Below are 22889 nucleotides of genomic sequence, written 5' to 3' on the forward strand. Positions count from 1 at the left end.
TCGTTGATAACTAATTTTCAAACCAGTGATTAGACGTCTTTGTCTAATGACACACATTTATTATAACGGTTATCAACCATTTGTCAACGCTTCCTCAAGCAAAAGAAAAACTTTTCTTGTTTTAGTTATTAGACGTTGTTCCGTTTTTCTATTCATGATAAAATAAATCCTAGTTTGAATAAGAAAGAGGTTAACTTGATGAAAATCGTCATTTTGTTACTTGTTGCCTATTTATTAGGTTCGATTCCCTCAGGTGTTTGGATTGGCAAACTTTTCTTTAAAAAAGATATACGCCAATTTGGGAGTGGGAATACAGGAACAACCAATACATTTCGTGTCTTAGGGAAACCTGCCGGAATTACGGTATTATTAATGGATATCTTGAAAGGAACGTTAGCCACTTCATTACCCTATTTGTTTGGTTTACAAGGCGTGAACCCGCTTTTCTTTGGGGTAGCAGCTGTTTTAGGGCATACCTTCCCTATTTTTGCTAATTTCAAAGGTGGTAAAGCCGTAGCCACTAGCGCTGGCATGTTATTAGCATACAGCCCCACATTTTTTATTTATTCTGCTCTTATTTTTGTGATTTGTCTGTATCTAACCAGTATGGTGAGTTTAACAAGTATGATTAGCGCTGTACTAATTACACTTTCTACTATTATTTTGCCTTTCACTGTCCCAGCTATTTTACCAACATTTAACTGGTTATTAACCGTGATTGCGATTGCTTTGACTACTTTTATCTTTGTCCGTCATCGTGAAAACATTCAGCGAATTAAAAATGGAACAGAAAGTCGCCTCTCTTTTGGCTTACGTGCAAAAAAATAAAGAAAAAGGCTGTGAACAAATAATGTTCACAGCCTTTTTCTTTATTTTACACTAATCATATACTGTGTTTTAAATAGTTCGTTAGCTGGTAACTTATTGATGCCAAATTTTTCAGCAAGTTGGCCAGTTGCGTCGACAGCATCAGCAATCCCGCACCAAGGTTCGATACAGACAAAAGGCGCTTCTTTCGGTGTCGGTGACCAAATCCCTACAAAAGGCATTTCTGGATAACTCAAAGTGACTTGATGGTCACTTTCGTCTGTGGCAATCGTAATTGCTGTTTGACCTTTTGTTTCAAAAATCATTGCATCATTTTCAAATAATTGATGCGTTAAGTCAAAGCTGGTATTCGTTTGGGCTAGCGTTTTATTCGCTAAATCAATAAATGGGCCTGCTAAGGGAATTTGTGTCCGTGATTTTTTAGGTGAAAAACTTAGATAATAATCTTCAAACGTTAGTGAAGATTCTAAAGGTACATTAAAGGCTGGATGACCACCAATCCCAAAATACATCTCTTCTTTCCCTGTGTTTTCTACTTGGTAGTTTACAGTCAATTCTTGATGTTCTAATGTATAAGTAATCACTAGTTCAAAATCAAAAGGATACTTTTTCTTGGTTTCTTTTGTTGATTTTAGTGAAAAAGAAACTTCTTCTGCGCCTTTTTCGATCACATCAAATACTTGATCACGAGCAAAACCATGTTGAGTTAAATGATACGCTTGATTTTGGTACATATACGTATCTTCTTTTAGACGACCGACAATCGGAAAAAGTACGGGCGCATGGCGGGCCCAAAATTCAGGATTTCCTTGCCAAATATATTCAATGCCGGTTTCTTTTGATTGTAAACTTACTAATTCTGCTCCTTCTTCAGCAAATGTTGCGATTAGAAATTCATTTTCAATTTGTACAGTCATTGCGTTGTCCTCCTAGTTGATACGAGCAATTGCTTATTTTTCCAACTCTTTAATAAATTGTTGATTTAACACTTTTAAATAAGTCCCTTTCATACCAAGAGAACGTGATTCAATAATGCCAGCTGATTCTAATTTTCTTAAGGCATTCACAATTACGGAACGAGTAATGCCTATTTCATCTGCAATACTTGAAGCAGTTAAACGACCTTCTTCGCCATCTAAGGCTTCAAAAATGGCGTGGACGGCTTTTAATTCACTATAGGAAAGAGTGTTGATGGCCATTTGCACGGCAGTCGCACTGCGAACTTCTGCTTCAATTGTTCTGGATTGATGATACAAAATTTGCATGCCGACAACGGTCGCACTATATTCAGCTAACACTAAATCATCCTCGTTAAAGGATTTTTCAACACGCGCTAAAATAATCGTACCCAAGCGTTTGCCAGCACCGTACAAAGGTACAATAGTGGTTAAACCAAACGGATATAGCTCTCGTGATTCAAAAGGAAATGCAGTTAAATCACTATCTATTGGAATATTGGCTTCGGTTACTTTGAGCATATCCACGGCCTCGGTGTATCCTTGAGGAAATTTTTTCTCTTTAAACATATTTTTGATACGGGTATTATTAACATCTAATTTTTCAGTATACCCCAACAAATCCCCTGAACTGCTAATAATATACGCATTACTTTCTAAAATATCCCCTAAAATCATTGCCATTTTGTTGTACGGAAGTTCTGCTTGTACGTCAAACAGATTGTTTTTTTGCAAAAGCTCGTTCACTTGACGTGTTTTTTCTAATAATGTAGCCATCTTTTCTCCTCCAGCCTTTTTTATAAGATGTAACGACTTAAATCTTCATTTTGAACAATGTCATTCAATTTTTCATTGACATATGCTTCGGTAATCGTAATTTCACCCATTTGCATATCTGGTGCTTCATATAATAAATCTTCTAATAAACGCTCTAAAATTGTGTGTAAACGACGCGCCCCAATATTATCTGTATCACGGTTTACATCATAAGCGATGTGTGCTAACCGTTCAATTGCTTCTTTTGTAAAGATAACTGAAACATTTTCTGTGCCAATTAATGCTACATATTGTTTAATTAAAGCATTGTTTGGCTCGGTTAAGATACTTACGAAGTCATCAGCCGTTAAATCATCTAATTCAACTCGAATTGGGAAGCGACCTTGTAATTCTGGAATCAAGTCACTTGGTTTTGACAAGTGGAAAGCACCTGAAGCGATAAATAAAATGTGATCCGTTTGTAAAGGACCATACTTCGTGTTAACTTGGGAGCCTTCAACAATTGGCAAAATGTCTCTTTGTACTCCTTCACGAGAGACTTCGCCCGAATTCTGTTGGCTTTTAGAGGTGATTTTATCAATCTCATCGATAAAAATAATTCCGCTTGATTCAGCTAAACGAATCGCTTCACTATGAATATCAGCGTCATTGACAATTTTTGCTGATTCTTCTTTCACTAATAATTCTTGTGCTTCTTTCACCGTTACAGTACGTTCGATTTTTTTCTTTGGTGACAGAGCGCCTAACGTTTCATTTAAGTCGATGCCCATTTGTTCTAGGCCATTATTCATAGCTGGCATCGTTTTCTTCGGTTCTTCAATTTCAATTGTTACTTCACGATTATCTAATAGACCTTTTTCCAGCTGTTCCAAAATTGTTCGGCGATTCGCTCGAATATCTTCCGTTACTTCTTCTTGTGCTTCTTGCTGTTGCTGAGCCATGTTAAACATGTTCATCATTTGTTCAAATTGATTACCACCAGCCTGCTTTTGTTCTTTTTTAATTCCAGGCACTAATACTTTGACTAAACGTTGATTGGCTTTTTTCAACGCTTGCGCATACACGCGACTGTATTGTTGTTTTTCAACAATTTGGATCGCATTTTCTACTAAATCTCGAACCATTGATTCGACATCCCGACCAACATAGCCGACTTCTGTAAATTTGGTTGCTTCAACTTTTACAAAAGGCGCATTGACAATTTTTGCGAGACGACGAGCAATCTCAGTTTTACCAACACCTGTTGGTCCAATCATTAGTAAGTTTTTAGGCGTAATATCTTGTTGCATATTTTCTTCTAATTGCAAGCGACGATAGCGGTTACGTAAAGCTACCGCCACTGATTTTTTGGCAGCTTGCTGTCCAACAATATATTGATCTAGTTCTTTGACTATTTCTTTTGGTGTTTTGTTTAATTCATTCATGGATTTTCCCTCGCTTATAATTCTTCTACAATGATATTATGATTCGTAAATACACAGATATCTGCAGCAATATTTAAGGCATTTTTAGCAATCTCTTTCGCTGGCATTTCTTTATCGCCAAAGTTTTTCATGGCTCTTGCAGCGGACAAAGCAAAATTACCGCCAGAACCAATTGCTAAAATACCATCGTCTGGTGTGATGACTTCCCCAGTTCCTGAAACTAAGAGCATTTCTTCCTTATTCATCACAATCAGCATAGCCTCTAATTTTTGCATAGACTGTTGTGTCCGCCACTCTTGGGCTAACTCAACCGCAGCTCTCGTTAAGTTTCCGTTGTATTCATTTAATTTTCCTTCAAACTTTTCTTCTAATGTAAAGGCATCTGCCACACTTCCTGCAAAACCGACAACGACTTCATCATTGTAAATACGGCGCACTTTTTTGGCTGTACCTTTCATAACGACAGATTCGCCCATTGTTACTTGGCCGTCACCAGCCATTGCAAATTTTCCATCTTTTTCGACTGCACAAATTGTTGTAGAGTGAAATTGTGATTCAACCATTATTGTTCCTCCTAGACGTTTCCCTCCATTATGCACGAGGATGAAACGTTCGATAATTTTTTTGTAAACTTTCTTTTGTCACATGCGCATATATCTGAGTTGTTGATAAATTAGCATGTCCTAATAATTCTTGAACTGTCCGCATATCGGCGCCATTATTTAATAAATGTGTCGCAAATGTATGGCGTAACATGTGGGGATGAATTTCCGCATTTAATGAACTTTTTTTAATTAGTTGGTTTAAGACATATTCAATCCCTGTTGGCGTGATTTGTTCACCATGATGATTAACAAAGACATACGGATGTTTTTTTTGATATTTTGTCATTAATAGCGCGCGGCCATTCTCTAAGTAATCCTTTAAGGCGTCTTGTGCAAATGAACCAAAAGGCACATAGCGGTCTTTATTTCCTTTTCCGTGAACCAATAAAACAGAAGCTTGAAAGTCAACTGCGTCCACCGTTAAGTTCGCACATTCACTGACCCGAATGCCAGTCCCATACAGAACTTCTAGCAACGCTTGATTTCTCAAATCAAGAGGTTGCTCACCTTGTGCGCTCTCAAATAATGCATCCATTTCTTTTTCATAAAAAAAACGGGGCAACCGTAACTGTTTCTTTTTCATATGAACATAGGAAAAAGGATTTTCTTGGATTGCTTCATTTTTTAATAAGAATTGATAAAAAGAACGCAGACTGGCAATTTTTCGACTAATCGAATTGCGGCTATATTCCTGATCGTATAATTCGCTCAAATAAGCCCGAACATCCAAATGTTCCACAGTCAAATAATTGTCACTACCTGAAGTCTTTAAAAACGAAAAAAAATGTTGTATATCTTCTTGATATGCTTTTTTTGTTTTTTCTGAATAGCCTCTTTCGACAATAAGATAACGAGCAAATAACTCAGGCCAATTCTTTTCTTCCATGTGATAGCCCTCCTCATTCGATTACAAAGTAACTTTAGCATAACCTTTTTCAAAAGACAATTAAGTTGTCAGAATTTAATCAATATTTCTAAATATGTTCACAATTTTAACTATTCTTTAGCTTTTGTTATTTTTTTCTAAAAATTAAAAGACTGAGTATCATCGCATTTCTTAGCAATGATGCTCAGTCTTTTCTCATATTTTTTCTAATTTAGTCTAAAGATTGGATAACTTGAGCTTGGACATCTAAGGCCCGATTAGCAATTGCTTCATAGCGTTCTTTTTTGTCACGAATTCGTTCAGGTAACTCTGGGAAAAGCCCAAAGTTTGCATTCATTGGTTGGAAATGTTTGCCTTCTGCATGTGTAATATAATAAGCCATACTTCCTAAAGTCGTTTCGCGAGGGAATTCAATCGGCTCTTCCCCTTTGGCAAGACGAGCTGCGTTAATACCTGCAAGTAAACCACTTGCCGCGCTTTCAACATATCCTTCAACACCAGTCATTTGTCCAGCAAAAAACAGATCGTCACGTTTTTTTGATTGGTAGGTTGGTTTTAGCAACTCTGGAGAATTCATAAAACTATTACGATGCATGACGCCATAGCGAACAAATTCAGCATTTTCTAATCCCGGAATCATACGGAATACTCGTTTTTGTTCGCCCCATTTTAAATGCGTTTGGAAACCAACAATATTGTATAAAGAAGCTGCAGCATTGTCTTGACGTAATTGAATTACAGCATAAGGGCGTTTACCTGTTTTAGGGTCTTCTAGTCCGACAGGTTTCATCGGGCCAAACAACATGGTTTTAATGCCACGTTGCGCCATTACTTCGATAGGCATACAGCCTTCGAAAAACTTCTCTTTTTCAAACGTGCGTAAAGGAACCACTTCTGCATTGACTAGTGCTTCATGAAAAGCATTGAATTCTTCTTCAGTCATCGGACAGTTTAAGTAAGCCGCTTCGCCCTTGTTATAACGAGATTTTAAATAAACTTTATCCATGTCAATTGTTGATTTATCAATAATTGGTGCTGCTGCATCGTAAAAATAAAAGCCTTCAGAACCATTAAATTCTTGAATTTTTTGTGATAAGCTTTCAGAAGTTAAGGGACCCGTTGCAATAATTACAATCCCTTCTGGAATATCGGTGATCTCTTCATTTTTGATTGTAATTAATGGATGACTTTTAATTTTTTCAGTGATTGTTTCAGAAAAAGAATCACGGTCAACTGCTAAGGCGCCGCCAGCTGGTACAGCGGTTTGATCTGCACTACCAATAATGATTGAATTTAAACGGCGCATTTCTTCTTTCAAAACACCTACCGCATTGGTTAAACTATTTCCACGTAATGAATTAGAACAAACTAACTCTGCAAAATTTTCTGTTTGATGCGCTGGTGTCTTTTTGACAGGGCGCATTTCATATAAATCAACTGGTACGCCAGCATTGGCCACTTGCCATGCCGCTTCACTTCCGGCTAAACCGGCACCAATAATTGTGACTTTTTTTGTCATGTATAAAAATTCCTTTCTATGTCAAGAAGTTAAGAGCTGTCTCTTACAAACTCAATTCATTTTACTAAAAGAGAAGACCGAAGTAAATTCTTCGGTCTCAATTTTTCTTATTTTTGGACGTTTTCTTCATAATCGCCATTGATACAAACGACTTGTTTGCCGCCTTTAACTTTTTTCTCTACTAAATATTGCCCACATTTTGGACATGGTCGGCCAACTGGTTTGTCCCAAGAAGTGAAGTCACACTCTGGGTACCGACTACAGCCATAGAAAATCCGATTTTTCTTTGATTTCCGTTCAATAACTTGTCCTTCGTGACACACAGGACAAGTCACGCCAATTTCTTTGACAATCGCTTTTGTATTCCGACAATCTGGGAAATTACTACATGCATAAAATTTCCCGTAGCGACCCAGCTTAATCACCATTGGATGTCCACATAGTTCGCAGTCAAAACCTGCTGGTTCATCTTTAATTTGGATTTTTTCAATCTTTTCTTCGGCATTTGTTAATTCTTTTTCGAAGGGCTTGTAGAAACGATCGACAACTTCAACCCATTTTTCTTGACCTTCACCGACTTTATCTAAGTCCGTTTCCATTGTCGCTGTAAAATGTGTATCGACAATTTGTGGGAAAAACTCTGAAACTAGGGAATTCACAATTTCACCTAATTCCGTTGGTTCAAACCGTTTATTCGTTAGCTTCACGTAATAACGCCGTTGAATGGTTTCTAATGTTGGCGCATATGTTGATGGTCGGCCCACACCATTTTCTTCTAAAGTCCGGATTAACGTGGCTTCACTAAAACGAGCCGGTGGTTGAGTAAAGTGTTGTTTCGGTTCGATATCGACCGATTTAACAACGTCACCTTCCACTAATTCAGGTAAAATATTTTCCTTGTCTTCTTTACCATCATCGCGTCCTTCAACATATACTTGCATAAACCCTTTAAATTTCACTTTAGAGCCATTGGCAATAAACGTTACGCCGTTTTGTTGAAGCGTGACCTTCATGGTATCTAAAATCGCTGGTGTCATTTGACTAGCTACAAAGCGCGACCAAATAAGAGTATATAATTTTAATTGATCTTTATCTAAATACTTCTTCATTTCATCGGGTGTTCTTAAAACGCTTGACGGACGAACCGCTTCATGGGCATCTTGTGCACCTTGCGTATTTTTTGCTTTGCGGCCGCCATGTGCTGAGAACTCATCTCCGTAGGTCTTTTCAATGAATTCAGCAGCTTCTGCTTTGGCGGAATCGGCAATTCTGGTTGAGTCTGTACGCATGTAGGTAATCAGCCCCACAGTGCCTTGTTTCCCTAAAGCAATTCCCTCATACAATTGTTGCGCAACCATCATGGTTTTACGGGTACGGAAATTTAATTTACGTGCCGCTTCTTGTTGTAAACTACTGGTTGTAAAAGGTAACGCAGGATTACGTTTCCGTTCTTTTTTCTCAACTTTTGTAACATCGTAATCTTTACCGTCAATCCGAGAAGTGATTTCTTTCACCGCTTCTGCATTTGGTAATTTTTTCTTTTTACCATCTACGCCCCAGAAATTTGCTTTGAATTTCTTGCGACCTTTTTGGAAATTCCCATCAATGCTCCAATATTCTTCAGGTTTAAATTCTCGAATTTCATTTTCTCGATCAATAATCATTTTTAAAGCAACAGATTGCACACGACCAGCACTCAAACCTTTTTTGACTTTACGCCATAAAATAGGACTAATCGAGTATCCAACTAAACGGTCTAAAATGCGCCGTGCTTGTTGTGCATCAACTAAATCAACGTTGATGGTTCTAGGTTCTTTAAATGCCGCTTTTACTGCTTCTTTAGTGATCTCATTGAATACCACACGGTTTTTATCTTTTAAATCAAGGCCAAGAAGATAAGCTAAATGCCAAGCAATTGCTTCACCTTCTCGGTCCGGATCGGCTGCGAGATAGACTTTTTCAGCTTTTTTTGCAGCCGCTTTTAAACTTTTGATGACATCGCCTTTTCCGCGAATCGAAATATAATGAGGTTCATAATTATTTTCAATATCAATCCCCATTTTACTTTTTGGTAAATCGCGAATGTGACCAACACTGGCAACCACCTTGTAGTTTCTTCCTAGATATTTTTCAATTGTTTTGGCTTTGGCAGGTGATTCTACAATCACGAGATACTTATAGGCCATTCAATTAGCTCCTTTCGTGTTCGCTTTCCTACTATATAATATATGTAAAAAACGCACAAATCGTAATACATCATATGCTATATAGAATAGGTTTGTCAAGACTAGGCTTTCTAACATTTCTGTCATTTCTGTTTGACTGTCCGAATTTATAAATAAAAAATGCCTATGATTTATAGATTTTATCCTAAAGCATTAAAATACCCAAAACATTCCAAATAAAATGAGTCAAGACAGCAGCTTCAAAGCGACCCGTGCGTAGATAGACCCAACTTAACGCTAAACCCATGCCCCAATAAATAATAAAACTACCTATATCTGTGGGCGTGTGCACAAGTGCAAATAAAATAGAAGAAACGAGTATGCCTATTTTTGAAGCTGGCTTGAAAAACGCTTGAATCCCGACACGAAAAATTCCCTCTTCGAAAATTGGCCCAATCACACCTGCAAAAATAAGTATAAGCCCTTTAGGAATGGCTTGGACAATTTCTTCAACACTTTGTTGGTTAGAGGTCGTCTCTAGTCCTTCCAGACGTAATAAGAAATCACCAAGTATTCCCACACAAACGATTATCACCAAACCTAACAAGACCACTGGCAAGGTTTCTTTGATTCCTAAAAAAGTCCAAGTTATGAGCTTTTTCTTTTTCAAAAAAACAACAAATAGATAGACGAAATAGGCACCAAGTCCAACAGCCACTAATCCACTAACAAAGCGAAACCAAAAGTTTTCTGTAGAAACTTGAACAACTGAGACCATCATCAAAGGAATTTGATCCAAAACCAAAAAGCCCAGTAGCTGCATACCAAACAACCATCTTTTCCTAACAACCGTTTCCATTTAGACACTCCTAACTGCCAACCAAAAGATTAAAATCTGATTAAATAGTACCGAAGTGAACGTAGGTTGTCAATTCACAATTAGTAAAAGTCACAATTCTTCACAAATATCATCAATTGTCTGAACACATTTAGCGCCGTCCTGAATCAATTCATGGCAGCCTGTTGAAAAAGACTGGAAAATACTTCCCGGTACGGCAAATACCTCGCGCCCGTAATCCATCGCCGCTTGTGCAGTAATTAAAGAGCCACTATTCTTACGAGCTTCCATCACGCAGACCCCTAAAGATAATCCAGCAATAATGCGATTACGTGCAGGAAAATGATATTTTTTCGGCCCACTTCCATTCACATATTCTGTTAAAACAAGCTGATTCTGCTTCATAGTTTGCTGTAATTCTTTCTTTTCATACGGATAATATACATCTAATCCAGTGCCTAAAATTCCAATTGTCTGACCCCCGCTCTGGATGGCCATCTCATGGCTACGACTATCGATACCTTTGGCAAGACCGCTGACAATTGTGAACCCTTCTTTGACTATTTTAGGAACCAGAGCTTCAGTCACTCTTAACCCATACGAAGTGGCATAGCGAGCGCCGACGATGCCAATTTTCCTTCTGCTTAACAATTGTAAATTTCCTCTATAAAAAAGAATTGCTGGTGGATTATAAATTTCTCGTAATAATTTAGGATAGACGGCATCTAAAATTGTCATAAATTGGTGTTGGCATTGTCGTATATATAACGCTTCACTATGAATCGTATGGTGTAACCAAGATTGTTCAAATAATTCACGATATTTCTTGATTTCAGCAATTCTAATAATTTCTGTACTGGAAAAATCAACACGCTTTTGTGCGATAGCTTCTTGTAACACTTTTAAGATACCTAAATTGCCAATTCCTTGGCATACCGCTAATTTGAATAATAATTGTCGTTGTAAAATTTCCAACAAAAAACACCTCTTTCACATCTTCTTAAAATAAGAATACGTAAAAAAAGTGTTTTATTTTTAAATCATATCTTTTATTGGCGCAAACGTACGTCGATGAATGGGTGTTACACCGTATTTTTCTAACCCGAGAAGATGTTCTTTTGTTCCATAACCTGCATTGTTTTTAAATCCATATCCAGGATATAATTCATCATATTCTTCCATTAATCGATCTCTTGTTACTTTTGCAATAATACTGGCTGCTGCAATTGAAATGGAGCGTGCATCCCCTTTAATCAAACTTTCTTGTGGTTGGGGAACGTCTAACTGCATTGCATCAATTAATAAATAATCTGGTGTAAAAGCTAAATCGTCAATTGCCATTTTCATCGCTTGTCTAGTTGCTTGATAAATATTAATTTGATCAATGACTCCTTGATCAGCGATACCTAACCCGATAGCGACAGCCTGTTCTTGAATCTGGTTATATAACGTTTCCCGTTTTTTAGCAGATAGTTTTTTTGAATCATTTAAGCCTAATAATTGACAATCTTTCGGTAAAATAACTGCAGCTGTCACAACAGGACCAGCTAATGGTCCGCGGCCTACTTCATCAATTCCCGCAATTAAACGATGGCCTTTTTTATAGGCCGCTTCCTCAAATTGACTCATTTCTTTAAAAAGTTGCCATTCTTTTTCTTTGGCTAACTGGCGACGTTCCCATTGTTTGATCGCTTGTTGCACTCCTGAACGTTCATCTTCTCGCCAGCTTGCTAATCGTTCATCGGTTGCATCAGTGACAGTTAACAACGCTTCTTTGATTGCCTGAATCGACTCTTTTGCCATGTTATTCGTCTCCTAGTTCTTCCCAGCGGTCCAAAGTATACGTACCTAATTTTCCACTGCGAATTTCTAAAATAATCATTTCGCTGGCTCGATTATAATCATCTCTAAAACCACGTTTTTGGCTAATTAACATCAACTGTTCTGGGGCAGGTAAAAATAGCTCTTCCTCTGTTAAACCATATCGTTCCGTCAAACGTTGCGGATAAAAACGTGCAAAAAATTCTAATCCATAAATCGCCAAATCATCTAGATGCAATAATTGATCTTTTATAGCGCCAGTTAAAGCTAATTTTTTCCCAATTTCTTCATCTTCAAATTTTGGCCAGAGAATCCCTGGTGTATCCAGTAATTCCAATTGGGAACCAGAGCGTAACCATTGTTGTCCTTTTGTCACGCCTGGCTTGTTCCCAGTTTGCGCAATTTTTTTTCCGACTAAACGGTTCATTAAGGTTGACTTACCAACATTGGGGATCCCAATACACATTGCGCGAATCGCACGCGGTTTCAAACCTTTCGCCTGTTCACGAGCCAATTTTTCTTTTAACGCTTCCTTGGCTGCTGGCACAATTTTATTGATTCCTTTATTTTGTTGGGCATTGATAACTAGGGTTTGGTACCCTTTCTTTTGAAAGTAATGTTGCCATTTTTTATTTTGGTCATTATCTGCTAAGTCCCCTTTATTTAAAAGGACTAATCGTGGTTTTTGTTGGACAATTTGGTCCATCATTGGGTTACGAGAAGAAAGCGGTAACCGCGCATCAACTAGTTCAAATACAATATCGACATATTTGATTTTTTCAGAAACTTCTCTTCTTGCTTTGGCCATATGGCCGGGAAACCATTGAATGGTCATAATCTGTTCAAATCCCTTCTTTAACACATTGTTTCTTTGATTCAATTCTTCAACGAGTCCTGTGTCCCGCGTAGATTCTTGCGAAAAAAACACCTTCTCTAGTTTAACATATTTTTCACGGATTTGATTTATTTTCTGCAGTGTTCTTTAAAAAACAAAAAAGCTGAAACAAACTCACTTTGGATTTTGTCTCAGACTTATACACTGGCAAAGTATAGAAAGAAGTAGGTCAAGCTCTTCTCAAGACCGACTCAAGAGTATTTCTGTTTTTACTTGTTATTTAGCATGAAGTAAATTTTCTTTACAATGAATTAACTCTGTTAAAAACTGACAGTACGGTGTAGCAATCCCATAAGCTTTCCCTTTGCGAACAATTGCTCCATTGATATAATCAATTTCGGTTAAACGATGATTGGTTATTAAGTCCTGATACATCGATGGATGGTGCAAACCAATTGTTTCTCGATTATAACACGAGCGGATTTGTTGAAGAACTGCTTGTTTATCTAACGTAACTTGTTCCACTTCAGCGACTGCTAAAAATTCATTAACTATTTGTTGAACAATTTGATCTGCTTGCTCTGTTTCGCCAAAGTCTGCCATATTACAATCCAACAAAGTACATAAACCATTCATTGTTCCATTCACACAGGCCTTCTTATAAATGGATGATAAAATATTCTCAGAATAACGTGCATTTAAGCCAGCGTTATTTAATACCTTAATGACTGCTTCTGCTGCTTGTTCACTTTGCGCCCCTAAATTTTGTAAATCAATCGAACCATTACCAAATAATTTTACTTTGCCCGGTCCTTCTAACCCAGCGGTCCACATTGTGTTTCCTAATAAAATATTTTCGTAAGGCACGTATTTTTTGATAATATCTTCGTGCCCAATTCCATTTAACAAGCATAAAACTTTCGTATTTTTATTAAGGAAATGTTCTAATGCTTCAAGCATTCCTTCCAGTTGCATTGCTTTTGTAAATAGGATAACTAAGTCTGCTGTAAAATCGATGCTTGCTACTTCTGTCTGAGGATAGATAGGAATTTTAGCGGTCACCACTTCGCCATTAAAATCAGCAACTAACCCGTTTTTTCTTATTGCTTCAATATGTTCTGGCCAACCATCAACAAAAATAACGTCATTTCCTGCTTGATGTAACATTAGTCCAAAACGACTGCCCATAGCGCCAGCACCTGCGATAATAATCTTCATTTCTTTTCCTCCGTTCAATTTTTTATTTTTAGGTAAAAATCTGCTAAGAAAATCTCTATCTCTTACTTTTATAGCAATAAAAAGGCAAAACATATGTTATATTATAAGTGATCTATTTGTTATTTTTTATCCAAGCACATTTGTGTAAGCGCTTTTAAAAAGAAAGGGAGTTTCTGATGAATATTCAGCTTTTAAAGTACTTCATTGAAATTGTTAATACCCGCAGTTTATCGGCGGCCGCTCGCAATTTATTTGTCACCCAACCAACACTTTCTTTAGCATTGAAAAAAATGGAATCTGAGTTAGGCACAGCGTTGTTTGATCATTCTGATCAACCGTTTCAATTAACCGATACTGGTGTTTATTTATATGAACATGGCCAAGAAGTTGTTTTTCAATTCGATCAATTGGTAACAGATATTCGTGAAATGAACCAGAAACCAGTCAAAAAGCAATTACGTTTAGGCTTAACTACTTTATTTGCTGTACAATTTATGAAAGAAATTTCACGATTTTTAACAACCCATCCACATGTGAATTTAATATTACAGCAAGATGGCTCGCCAAAATTACAAACGATGTTAGCAAATAAAGAAATTGATATGGGACTAATTTCTTTTCCAAATACCTTACCTGAAATTATTCATATTGAACCTTTAGAAACGACTACCAAAGGCTACCATGTTTATGTCGTGGTACCAGAATCAAATCCTCTCTCCCAATATGAAAAATTAACTTTTAAAGATTTGAAAGATCAACGATTTTCATCGTTAAGTGATAATTTTATGATTGGTCGCCTACTATTAGATCGGACTCGGAGCTTCGGTTATGAGCCGAATATCATTTTGCATAACGATGATTTACAAGTACTTCTTTATAGTTTACAAAAAAATAATTCGATTTGTTTGCTGCCGATTGAATATTATGAAGTGGGAAAAAGTCAGGGACTGAAATGGATTCCTTTAAAAGATAAGTTTGACTATTTCCCCATCGGCATTGCTTTGCGCCGCGATTTTAGTATGACAGAAGATGTTAGAGATTTTATCCAAATCATTAAAGAAAATTAATGGATAATCTAGCCTTGATAAGCAAAGACGACTTTACTATCATAAAGTTTCAACACTTTTTCAAATAAGAATTTTGAGAATAAACCCGCGACAATTGGAACAACAAACCAAGAAAAGAGTAAGGGTAAAATCCCTAAGCCCGCATCCAATGAAGCAAGTGGTCCCACGAGTCCAACCAAGCCAAATCCAGCCGATTGTGGGGTTCCTGAAATGTTGAATAGAACCACAGGAATTGCTGAAATAGTCGCTGTAAATAAACAAGGAATTAAAATAATTGGGTATTTAAATAAGTTAGGCATCATCATTTTCATGCCGCCCAAAGAGACAGCCAGTGTCACTCCCGATTGGTTGACATTCCAAGAATTAATCACAAGAACAACAGTTGTGGCTGCAATTCCCATTGCAGCAGCACCTGCAGACAAGCCATTCAACTGAATCGCCAAACCGATTGCCACAGTAGTGATTGGTGAAATAATCAGTGCAGCAAATGAACAAGCAATTAAAATACTCATGATAATTGGCTGGAAATCAGTAAAATTGTTAATCACTTTACCAATGGCGACCGTAATTTGTGTCACATATGGATAAATCAACATGCCAAACAAACCTGCACCTACTCCAACAACGATCGGTAAAGCAATGATTTCCACTGAACCGAATTTTTTATCGATGACTAATAAAAGTAAGACTGCAACAGAAGCCGTAATCATAATATTAATGATGTCACCAGTGCCTGCACCAATAAAGCCTTTCACTTCTGAATTAAATTTAATCACGCCAGAGCCAGCAAATGCTGCACCGCCAGCAATCATCATTTTCTGTGGCGTTAAGCCAAATTGAAAAGCAATCAGTCCACCAATAATTAAAGGGGTGGCTAGTTGGAAAATTTGCGCCGCATGAATAATCATTTCGATAATCTTGTATTCTGCAAAATATTTTAAAATGGCTCCTAATACAGCATTGGGAATTAAGGCGATAATGGTGCCGGAAGCTGTTCCAGCTAACACTTTGTTAAAAAATATTCTTGGGGTTAATTGAGCATCCAGTTTATCAGTGGGCATTTTCAACACTCCTATTGATTATTTTTGTTTTTTTAGAATAAGTTTGAGAATGATTGAACTTTCTGTTAGATAAAGAGCGGCCTCAAAGAAGAGCGTTTATTTCTTTGAGGTGCTTTTTATTTAACTAAAGTAAGGAACGATTTTTAATATACATCCGTATCCGCATTATATTTCGCTAAATTATCTTTAACATCTCGCAAGAACTTACCTGCTTGTTGTCCATCTAAAATTCGATGATCAATAGAAAGACATAAGTTAACCATATCTGCCACTTTAAAGCCTCCATCTGCGGTTGGCACAAGGCGTTTATTAATTGACTCTACTTGTAATATCGCAGCTTGTGGATGGTTAATAATTCCCATCGATTGGACGGAACCTAGTGTCCCAGTATTATTAAGGGTAAAGGTCCCTCCTTGCATTTCTTTGCTTGCCAGCGTTCCTTGTCGGACTTCTTGTGCCAAACGATTGATTTCTTTAGCTAGCCCTGCAATCGAATAGTTATCCGCTTGTTGAATCACTGGCACGTAAAGATGCTCGTCTGTCGTTACAGCTATGGATAAATTAACATCTTTATGATAAATAATTGAGCCATCATCCCAAGATGTATTGATTTTTGGATTTTTCTTTAACGCTTGAATGACTGCTTTGGCAAAAAATGGGAAGAAGCTTAGAGACAGTCCCTCTTGTTGTTTAAATTCATCTTTTAATGAATTTCTAAGTTGGACTAAGTTGGTCACATCCGCTTCCACCATTAACCAAGCATGAGGGATTTCGTTGACACTTTGTACCATTTTTTTAGCAATCGCTTTACGTACAGGATCTGCAGAGACAATTTTATCTGTGGTTGTTTCAGTTGGACTAGCTGTTGCGGCGCTTTCATTTTGCGAAGCAACTGGCTCCTCTGAAATTGAAGGGCTAGTTCCTGGACTCACTGTTTTCTCAGGTGTTCTTGCCTGTGTTGGTGTAAAGTTTGTGACATCTTTTCTAGTAATTCGACCATCACGACCTGTCCCTGTAACTTGTGTTAAATCAATCTTTTTTTCTTGGGCAATTTTAAGGACTGCTGGGGAATAACGACCATTATTTTTTTGATGGGACGTCGCAGTGCTTGTTGTTTCAGCCGTTTCATGTTCATGTGCTTGTTCCGCACTTGCTTCTTTCACTGGTGCTAAAGTAGCTACTTCTGTTTCTTCTGTTGTTTCTTCTGTCTCTAACGTCATCACCGCTGTTCCGATGGGCACATCTGTATCTAGAGAAATCAGAAATTCTTTTACTACACCATCAAAATCTGATGGGACTTCCGTGGTGACTTTATCAGAAACGACTTCCATTAAAGGATCATAGCGTTTCACCGAATCCCCTGGTTTAACTAACCATTGAACAATGGCTGCCTCTGTGACACTTTCGCCTAGATGAGGCATTTTGATTTCTTTTGTGGCCATTTATTTTTTCCTCCTTGCTTCAATTAAAATTCTGCTAATTCTTTCATTGCTGCTAATACTTGCTCTTCATTGATTAAAAATTCTCTTTCTAAAGGTAATGCATAAGGCATGCTTGGACAATCAGGTCCTGCAAGTCGTTGAATCGGTGCATCTAAATCAAAGAGAGCATCTTCTGAAATCATTGCTGCAATTTCACTCATCACACTGCCTTCTTTATTGTCTTCTGTTACGAGTAAAACCTTCCCCGTTTTCTTAGCTGCAGCCACTAATGTTTCGCGATCTAAAGGATATAATGAGCGAACATCGACGATTTCGGCATCAATACCTTCAGCGGCTAGTTTTTCCGCCGCAGCTAAAGCTAATTGCAAGGTCATGCCGTAACTAATCACGGTTAAATCACTACCCGTTCTAACGACATTGGCTTTGTCAATTGGTACGATATAATCATCTGCAGGCACTTCATCTTTTAGTAAACGATATAAACGCTTATGTTCGTAAAAAATGACTGGATCATCGGAACGAATTGCTGCTTTAATCATCCCTTTTGCATCATAAGGATTAGAGGGGGTCACCACTCTTAATCCTGGTTGTCCACAAAAAACTTTTTCTGTAGACTGAGAATGATACAGCCCACCACGAACACCGCCGCCATAAGGGGTCCGATAAACGATTGGCGCAGTCCAATCGCCTTTTGTTCTATAGCGCATTGTCCGAGCCTCTGATAACAATTGATTGGTTGCAGGCAAAATGTAATCCGCAAATTGAAATTCACCAATTGCGCGATAGCCCATTAAACCTAAGCCGACAGCTAAACCACCAATTAAGCCTTCTGTTAACGGTGTATTAAAACAACGCTCGTCACCGTATTTAGCAGCCAAGCCCTTTGTTACACCGAACACGCCGCCTTTGTCGCCGCCGACATCTTCCCCAAAAATAACTACTTTTTCATCACGAGCCATTTCTTCAGAAATTCCTAAGTTAATTGCTTCTAAATAAGTCATCTCAGCCATTATATTTCTTCTCCTCTTCTCTTATTTTGCATACACTTCTTCTAAAATTGATGTCGGTACAGGATCTGGCATTGCTTCTGCTTCATCCGTTGCTTGATTGATTTCTGCACGAATTTCTTCATCAATTTTGGCAATGTCTTCGTCTGTTAAATAGCCCTCTTCTAATAATTGTTTTTCAAAAAGCTTCACTGCATCGTTCTTTTTCATTTCTTCAAGTTCTTCTTTTGAACGATAAACAGATTGATCATCGTCAGCGGAATGAGAAGTCAAGCGAGAAACCATTAATTCAATCAATTTTGGTCCTTTTTTCCCGCGAGCCGCTTTTACTGCTTCTTTAAATGCTAGATAGACTTCAGTAAAATCACTACCATCAACGGTTACACCTTCAAAGCCATAAGCTTTCGCGCGATCGGCCATTCGTTTATTGGCATACTGTTCTTCGATTGGGACAGAAATCGCATATTCATTATTTTCAACCACAAAAATGACTGGTAATTTTTTTACGCCTGCAAAGTTCATAGCTTCTTGGACTTCTCCTTGATTGGCAGAGCCTTCCCCAGTGGTGGTCAATGCAACAAAATCAGCTTTTTGAAGTTGCGCTGCATAACCAACACCTGTTGCTAATGGCATTTGTGTACTTACTGTTGAAGAGAAGGAAACAATATTATGCTCTTTTGAACCATAATGATTCGGCATTTGACGACCATGGGAAGAAGGATCCGCCTCTTTTCCAAAAGAACCCATTAAAATATCTTTGGAGGTCATGCCCCAAACCAAGCACGCGGTCATATCACGATAATACGGTAAAAAATAATCTTTTTGAGGATCAAAAGCCATCGCCATCGCTACTTGTGCAACTTCTGCCCCTTGACCAGAAATATTGAAAGAGGTCTTACCAATCCTTGTTAATTGCCACAACCGTTCGTCTAAACGACGTCCTCTTAGTACTTCACGATATGCCTGAATCAATTCTTCTTTTGATAAACCTGATTTTTTAAGCGCTTTCATTTTCATCAACCTTTCTCTATTTGTGAATCGCTAAGCCATAAGTATCTAAGGCTGCTTCTTGCAATACTTCTGTCATTGTTGGATGCGCATGGATTGCTTCGCCAATTTCAATGGGCGCAGCATCTAAATACATGGCAGTACTTGCTTCGGCAATTAAATCCGTGACATGTGGCCCAATCATAGAAACCCCTAATAAATCATCGGTCTTCTTGTCACGAATTACTTCTATAAAGCCATCTGTTTCTCCATAAACAAGTGATTTACCATTACCGTTAAAATTAAAGGTACCAATCACTACTTCTTTATCTGCTGGTAAAGTTTCTCTAGTATAGCCGACACTTGCTATTTCAGGATTTGTATAAACACCTCGAGGCACGTTTGTATAATTTAAAGGTTCAACTGTCTCGCCTAAAAGATGCTGAACAGCTAGCTCTCCTTCTTTCATAGCCACATGCGCTAGTTGAAGTGTATCAATACAATCACCAATCGCATAAATATGTCCTTCTGTGGTTTGATAAAATTCATTTACTTCAATGCCTTTGTCAGTATATTTCACTGAGGTATTCTGTAACCCTAACTTATTGATATTGGGCTGACGTCCAATTGCTACCATGACTTTGTCAACGGTGAGGGTTTCTTGTCCTGCAACTTCTACTTGAACCTTTTGTCCAGTAACTTTCGCTTCTTGGACTTTGCTACCTAATAGAATGTTAATTCCTCGTTGCTCTAAACGTTTCTTTAATTCTTTAGAAATTGTTGCACTCTCATTTATAAGTAAACGATCCAAAAATTCAATGATAGTTACGTTGACACCTAAACTATTTAATAAAGAAGCCCACTCGACACCAATAACGCCACCACCAATAATTGCAATTGATTCTGGTAATTCTTCTAATTCAAGCATCCCATCAGAAGATAAGATAAATTCTTCATCTAATGGCAAATTAGGTAACGTTTTAGGACTAGAGCCTGTCGCAATAATGACATTTTTAGGAACGATAATTTCTTCTTCCCGTGTTGGATCATTAAACGTAACTGCCACTGCGCCAGAGACTGGTGAAAAAATGGAAGGACCTAAAATCGCACCTTCGCCTGCTAAAATTTTGATTTTATTTTTCTTGCATAAGCCTTCAACACCTTTGTGCAACTGCTCAATAATTCCTTCTTTCCGTTGTTGTATTTTAGAAAAATCAATGGAAGCTGCCTCTGTTTCAATCCCAAAAGAAGCCGCTTGTTTTAAGGTATCAAAAACTTCTGCGCTTCTTAATAAAGCTTTTGTAGGGATACAGCCTTTGTGCAAACAAGTGCCACCTAATTTGTATTTTTCAACAATTGTGACGTTTAGCCCTTTTTGTGCGGCTCGAATTGCTGCTACATAGCCTCCTGTTCCGCCACCTAAAATCAGTAAATCTGTTTGTTCCGCCATTTTGATCACTCCTGCTCAATTTTTGCTTCACTATAATTTAAAGCTTGTTCTTCCCCTGTTAATACTCGATTGACGCCTTCATATAAAGCAGCCATCTCCATTTCACCTGGGTAAACCTTAATTGGTGCAATCCAAGTGACTTTTTGACTAATTTCTTGAACAACGGTTTGCGAATAGGCTGCGCCCCCTGTTAAAATAATTGCATCAATTGTGCCTTCAAGAACCACGGCCATCTCGCCAATACTTTTTGCGATTTGGTAACACATTCCTTTTAAATAGTAATTTGCTGTTTGATCACCTGCAGCTATTTGTGCTTGGATATGCCGTAAATCTGTTTCACCTAGGTATGATTTAAGACCGCTATTACCCGCAATTAGCTTTTTCACTTGGCTAATCGTCAACTCCTTTTCAAGTATCCATTGCGCAAATTCAACGAGCGGTAAGGCGCCACTGCGTTCAGGCGTATAAGGACCTTCACCATCAAGCCCATTTACCACATCCACCATGCGGCCTTTTTGATGCGCCCCCAAGCTAATGCCCCCACCTAAATGAACAACGATAAAATTGCTTTGCTCATATGTTTTCCCTAAATCCTCAGCGATTTTTCGAGCGACCGCTTTTTGATTTAAGGCGTGACCAACGCTACGCCGCTGAATGCCTTTTAATCCAGAAATCCTGGCTAATGGCTGTAGCTCATCTACAACAACAGGATCGACAATAAAGGCTGACACGTGATATTTTTCTGCAAACTCATTAGCTAAAATCGCCCCTAAATTTGAAGCATGGGTATTAAAGCGTTCTGTCCGCAAGTCTTCTAGCATTTGTTGATCGACAAGATACGTACCGCCAGGAATAGGCTTAAGCAAACCACCACGCCCTACGACAGCGGCTAATTGTGTGATGTTATGTGTTTCTAAAAATTCCGCGATCATTTGTTTTCGAAATGCTGTTTGACTGACAACATTTTCAAAAGGTGCCAATTCTTGGACGCTATGTCTAAGCGTTTCTTCTGCCAAGCAATCATGATTAGCAAAAAGCGCTAACTTCGTGGAGGTCGAGCCAGGATTAATAACCAATACTGTTTCCATTGTTTTCTGCTCCTTTTTTTAAACTTGTCTCATGGCAAATCTTAATGAATGGAATTTGCTTTCTGTCGAATCGCTTCTAGATGTTAAAACGACTGGGACTTTTGTGCCAACAATCGTTCCTCCCACCTTGGCGTGCCCAAACAAGGTTAATGATTTGTATAAACAATTTCCAACATCAATAGTTGGGACCACTAAAATATCTGCATCCCCCATGATAGGACCGCTGTAACGTTTATGCGCAACCGCTTCTTCAGAGGTCGCTAAATCAAGCGAAAGTGGCCCAAAAACCGTAGCCTCTTGTTGATCATTAAAATGTGCCGTGACTTCTTTTGCTAAAACAGACGAAGGCATTTTAGGATTGAAATTTTCCGCTGCGCTTAACAAAGCAATTTTCGGGTGATGCAGTCCCAATTTTTGGGCGACTTCTTTAGCATTTTCAACAATTTCAATGAGGGTCGCTTGAGTGGGGGCGATGTTCATCGCACAATCGGTTAACAAGAAGGTTTTTCCCGCAGGCAGCTCCACCATTGCTACATGGGAAAGAATCGGTTTATTTTTTAATTGATGCTCGCTTTTCAACATTTCTTTCAGTAATGTGTGGGTCTGAATAATTCCTTTCAATAAAATTTGTGCTTGACCGATTGCAACTAGACTGACAGCTTCCTGTGCTACCGCGGCCTCATCTGAGCAATGAACATATTTCCAGAGATTTTCAGTATCAAGATTTTCATTTGTATCAAATACAATAAACTGCAACGGTTGCTCGGCTTCTTTTAGCGCTTTTTTAACTAGCTGTAAAATCTCTGGTTGTGAACCTCCTGCAATTGAAACAGTGATCATTTTCTCACCTCATTTTTTCTTCTTTACACTTTAAATCTACCTCAGTATGTAAGCGCATACAAATTGTTAATTTTT

Annotated in this window: 20 protein-coding genes and 2 pseudogenes; 2 read left to right on the top strand and 20 right to left on the bottom strand. The window is 38.1% G+C overall.

The features are described from left to right. Positions 1–198 precede the first annotated feature (198 nt). On the top strand, positions 199–828 hold the full coding sequence (plsY, locus tag IGJ52_RS07005; RefSeq protein ID WP_002360243.1) for a glycerol-3-phosphate 1-O-acyltransferase PlsY: 630 nt from the start codon (positions 199–201) through the stop codon (positions 826–828). Positions 829–869: 41 nt separating this feature from the next. Here plsY and IGJ52_RS07010 read toward each other — a convergent pair whose 3' ends face one another. From IGJ52_RS07010 to IGJ52_RS07065, 12 genes are all read right to left on the bottom strand, one after another. After that, positions 870–1745, bottom strand: coding sequence for an aldose 1-epimerase family protein (locus IGJ52_RS07010; protein WP_002408466.1), 876 nt, complete (start codon positions 1743–1745; stop codon positions 870–872). Between the two features lie 33 nt (positions 1746–1778). After that, positions 1779–2561 carry a GTP-sensing pleiotropic transcriptional regulator CodY gene (gene codY / locus IGJ52_RS07015; protein WP_002408465.1) on the bottom strand — a complete coding sequence of 261 codons (783 nt, stop codon included), beginning with the start codon at positions 2559–2561 and terminating at the stop codon, positions 1779–1781. 20 nt (positions 2562–2581) lie between these two features. Beyond that, positions 2582–3985 (bottom strand): ATP-dependent protease ATPase subunit HslU, encoded by a 1404-nt coding sequence (gene hslU / locus IGJ52_RS07020; protein ID WP_002366731.1) that lies wholly within the window; start codon positions 3983–3985, stop codon positions 2582–2584. Positions 3986–3999: 14 nt separating this feature from the next. Continuing rightward, the gene (hslV, locus tag IGJ52_RS07025; RefSeq protein WP_002357489.1) at positions 4000–4548 is read right to left on the bottom strand and encodes an HslVU peptidase proteolytic subunit; all 549 of its coding nucleotides are present in this window, start codon (positions 4546–4548) and stop codon (positions 4000–4002) included. Between the two features lie 28 nt (positions 4549–4576). Continuing rightward, positions 4577–5476, bottom strand: coding sequence for a tyrosine recombinase XerC (gene xerC, locus IGJ52_RS07030; RefSeq protein WP_002398307.1), 900 nt, complete (start codon positions 5474–5476; stop codon positions 4577–4579). A 211-nt stretch (positions 5477–5687) separates the two neighbouring features. Then, a complete protein-coding gene (gene trmFO / locus IGJ52_RS07035; RefSeq protein WP_002357486.1) occupies positions 5688–6995 on the bottom strand; it encodes an FADH(2)-oxidizing methylenetetrahydrofolate--tRNA-(uracil(54)-C(5))-methyltransferase TrmFO in 1308 nt (435 codons plus the stop codon). 107 nt (positions 6996–7102) lie between these two features. Then, positions 7103–9181, bottom strand: coding sequence for a type I DNA topoisomerase (gene topA / locus IGJ52_RS07040; protein ID WP_002357484.1), 2079 nt, complete (start codon positions 9179–9181; stop codon positions 7103–7105). Between the two features lie 184 nt (positions 9182–9365). Next, entirely contained in the window at positions 9366–10019 is a 654-nt protein-coding gene (locus tag IGJ52_RS07045; RefSeq protein WP_438791989.1) for a CPBP family intramembrane glutamic endopeptidase, read from the bottom strand. A gap of 90 nt (positions 10020–10109) precedes the next feature. Further along, the gene (gene dprA, locus IGJ52_RS07050; RefSeq protein WP_002393384.1) at positions 10110–10973 is read right to left on the bottom strand and encodes a DNA-processing protein DprA; all 864 of its coding nucleotides are present in this window, start codon (positions 10971–10973) and stop codon (positions 10110–10112) included. Between the two features lie 60 nt (positions 10974–11033). After that, positions 11034–11801, bottom strand: a complete 768-nt coding sequence (locus tag IGJ52_RS07055) for a ribonuclease HII (RefSeq protein ID WP_438791990.1) — start codon at positions 11799–11801, stop codon at positions 11034–11036. Between the two features lies 1 nt (position 11802). Further along, positions 11803–12654 (bottom strand): ribosome biogenesis GTPase YlqF, encoded by an 852-nt coding sequence (ylqF, locus tag IGJ52_RS07060; RefSeq protein WP_002357480.1) that lies wholly within the window; start codon positions 12652–12654, stop codon positions 11803–11805. A 276-nt stretch (positions 12655–12930) separates the two neighbouring features. Next, entirely contained in the window at positions 12931–13872 is a 942-nt protein-coding gene (locus IGJ52_RS07065; protein ID WP_002357479.1) for a 2-dehydropantoate 2-reductase, read from the bottom strand. Between the two features lie 176 nt (positions 13873–14048). Between IGJ52_RS07065 and IGJ52_RS07070 the strand changes: the two genes are divergently transcribed. Then, entirely contained in the window at positions 14049–14939 is an 891-nt protein-coding gene (locus IGJ52_RS07070) for a LysR family transcriptional regulator (protein ID WP_002357478.1), read from the top strand. Between the two features lie 8 nt (positions 14940–14947). Here the strand turns inward: IGJ52_RS07070 and IGJ52_RS07075 are convergent, their stop codons facing one another. The 8 genes and pseudogenes from IGJ52_RS07075 to ptb all read right to left on the bottom strand — a co-directional run bounded on the left by IGJ52_RS07075 (position 14948) and on the right by ptb (position 22814). Next, entirely contained in the window at positions 14948–16000 is a 1053-nt protein-coding gene (locus tag IGJ52_RS07075; protein ID WP_002384478.1) for a PTS sugar transporter subunit IIC, read from the bottom strand. Between the two features lie 143 nt (positions 16001–16143). Then, positions 16144–17076, bottom strand: a pseudogene (locus IGJ52_RS07080) (dihydrolipoamide acetyltransferase family protein); the annotation flags it as partial. Between the two features lie 195 nt (positions 17077–17271). Next, positions 17272–17442, bottom strand: a pseudogene (locus tag IGJ52_RS07085) (biotin/lipoyl-containing protein); the annotation flags it as partial. A gap of 23 nt (positions 17443–17465) precedes the next feature. Next, positions 17466–18452 carry an alpha-ketoacid dehydrogenase subunit beta gene (locus IGJ52_RS07090; RefSeq protein ID WP_002357475.1) on the bottom strand — a complete coding sequence of 329 codons (987 nt, stop codon included), beginning with the start codon at positions 18450–18452 and terminating at the stop codon, positions 17466–17468. A gap of 21 nt (positions 18453–18473) precedes the next feature. Then, the gene (locus tag IGJ52_RS07095) at positions 18474–19466 is read right to left on the bottom strand and encodes a thiamine pyrophosphate-dependent dehydrogenase E1 component subunit alpha (protein ID WP_025189206.1); all 993 of its coding nucleotides are present in this window, start codon (positions 19464–19466) and stop codon (positions 18474–18476) included. Between the two features lie 10 nt (positions 19467–19476). Continuing rightward, positions 19477–20886, bottom strand: a complete 1410-nt coding sequence (gene lpdA, locus IGJ52_RS07100) for a dihydrolipoyl dehydrogenase (RefSeq protein ID WP_010777656.1) — start codon at positions 20884–20886, stop codon at positions 19477–19479. 5 nt (positions 20887–20891) lie between these two features. Next, entirely contained in the window at positions 20892–21974 is a 1083-nt protein-coding gene (gene buk, locus IGJ52_RS07105) for a butyrate kinase (protein WP_002420167.1), read from the bottom strand. A gap of 18 nt (positions 21975–21992) precedes the next feature. Continuing rightward, complete coding sequence (gene ptb / locus IGJ52_RS07110) at positions 21993–22814, bottom strand: branched-chain phosphotransacylase (protein ID WP_101008444.1); 822 nt, start codon at positions 22812–22814, stop codon at positions 21993–21995. Between the last annotated feature and the right edge of the window lie 75 nt (positions 22815–22889).

Source organism: Enterococcus sp. DIV1758, assembly GCF_051711985.1.
GTDB lineage: Bacteria > Bacillota > Bacilli > Lactobacillales > Enterococcaceae > Enterococcus > Enterococcus faecalis.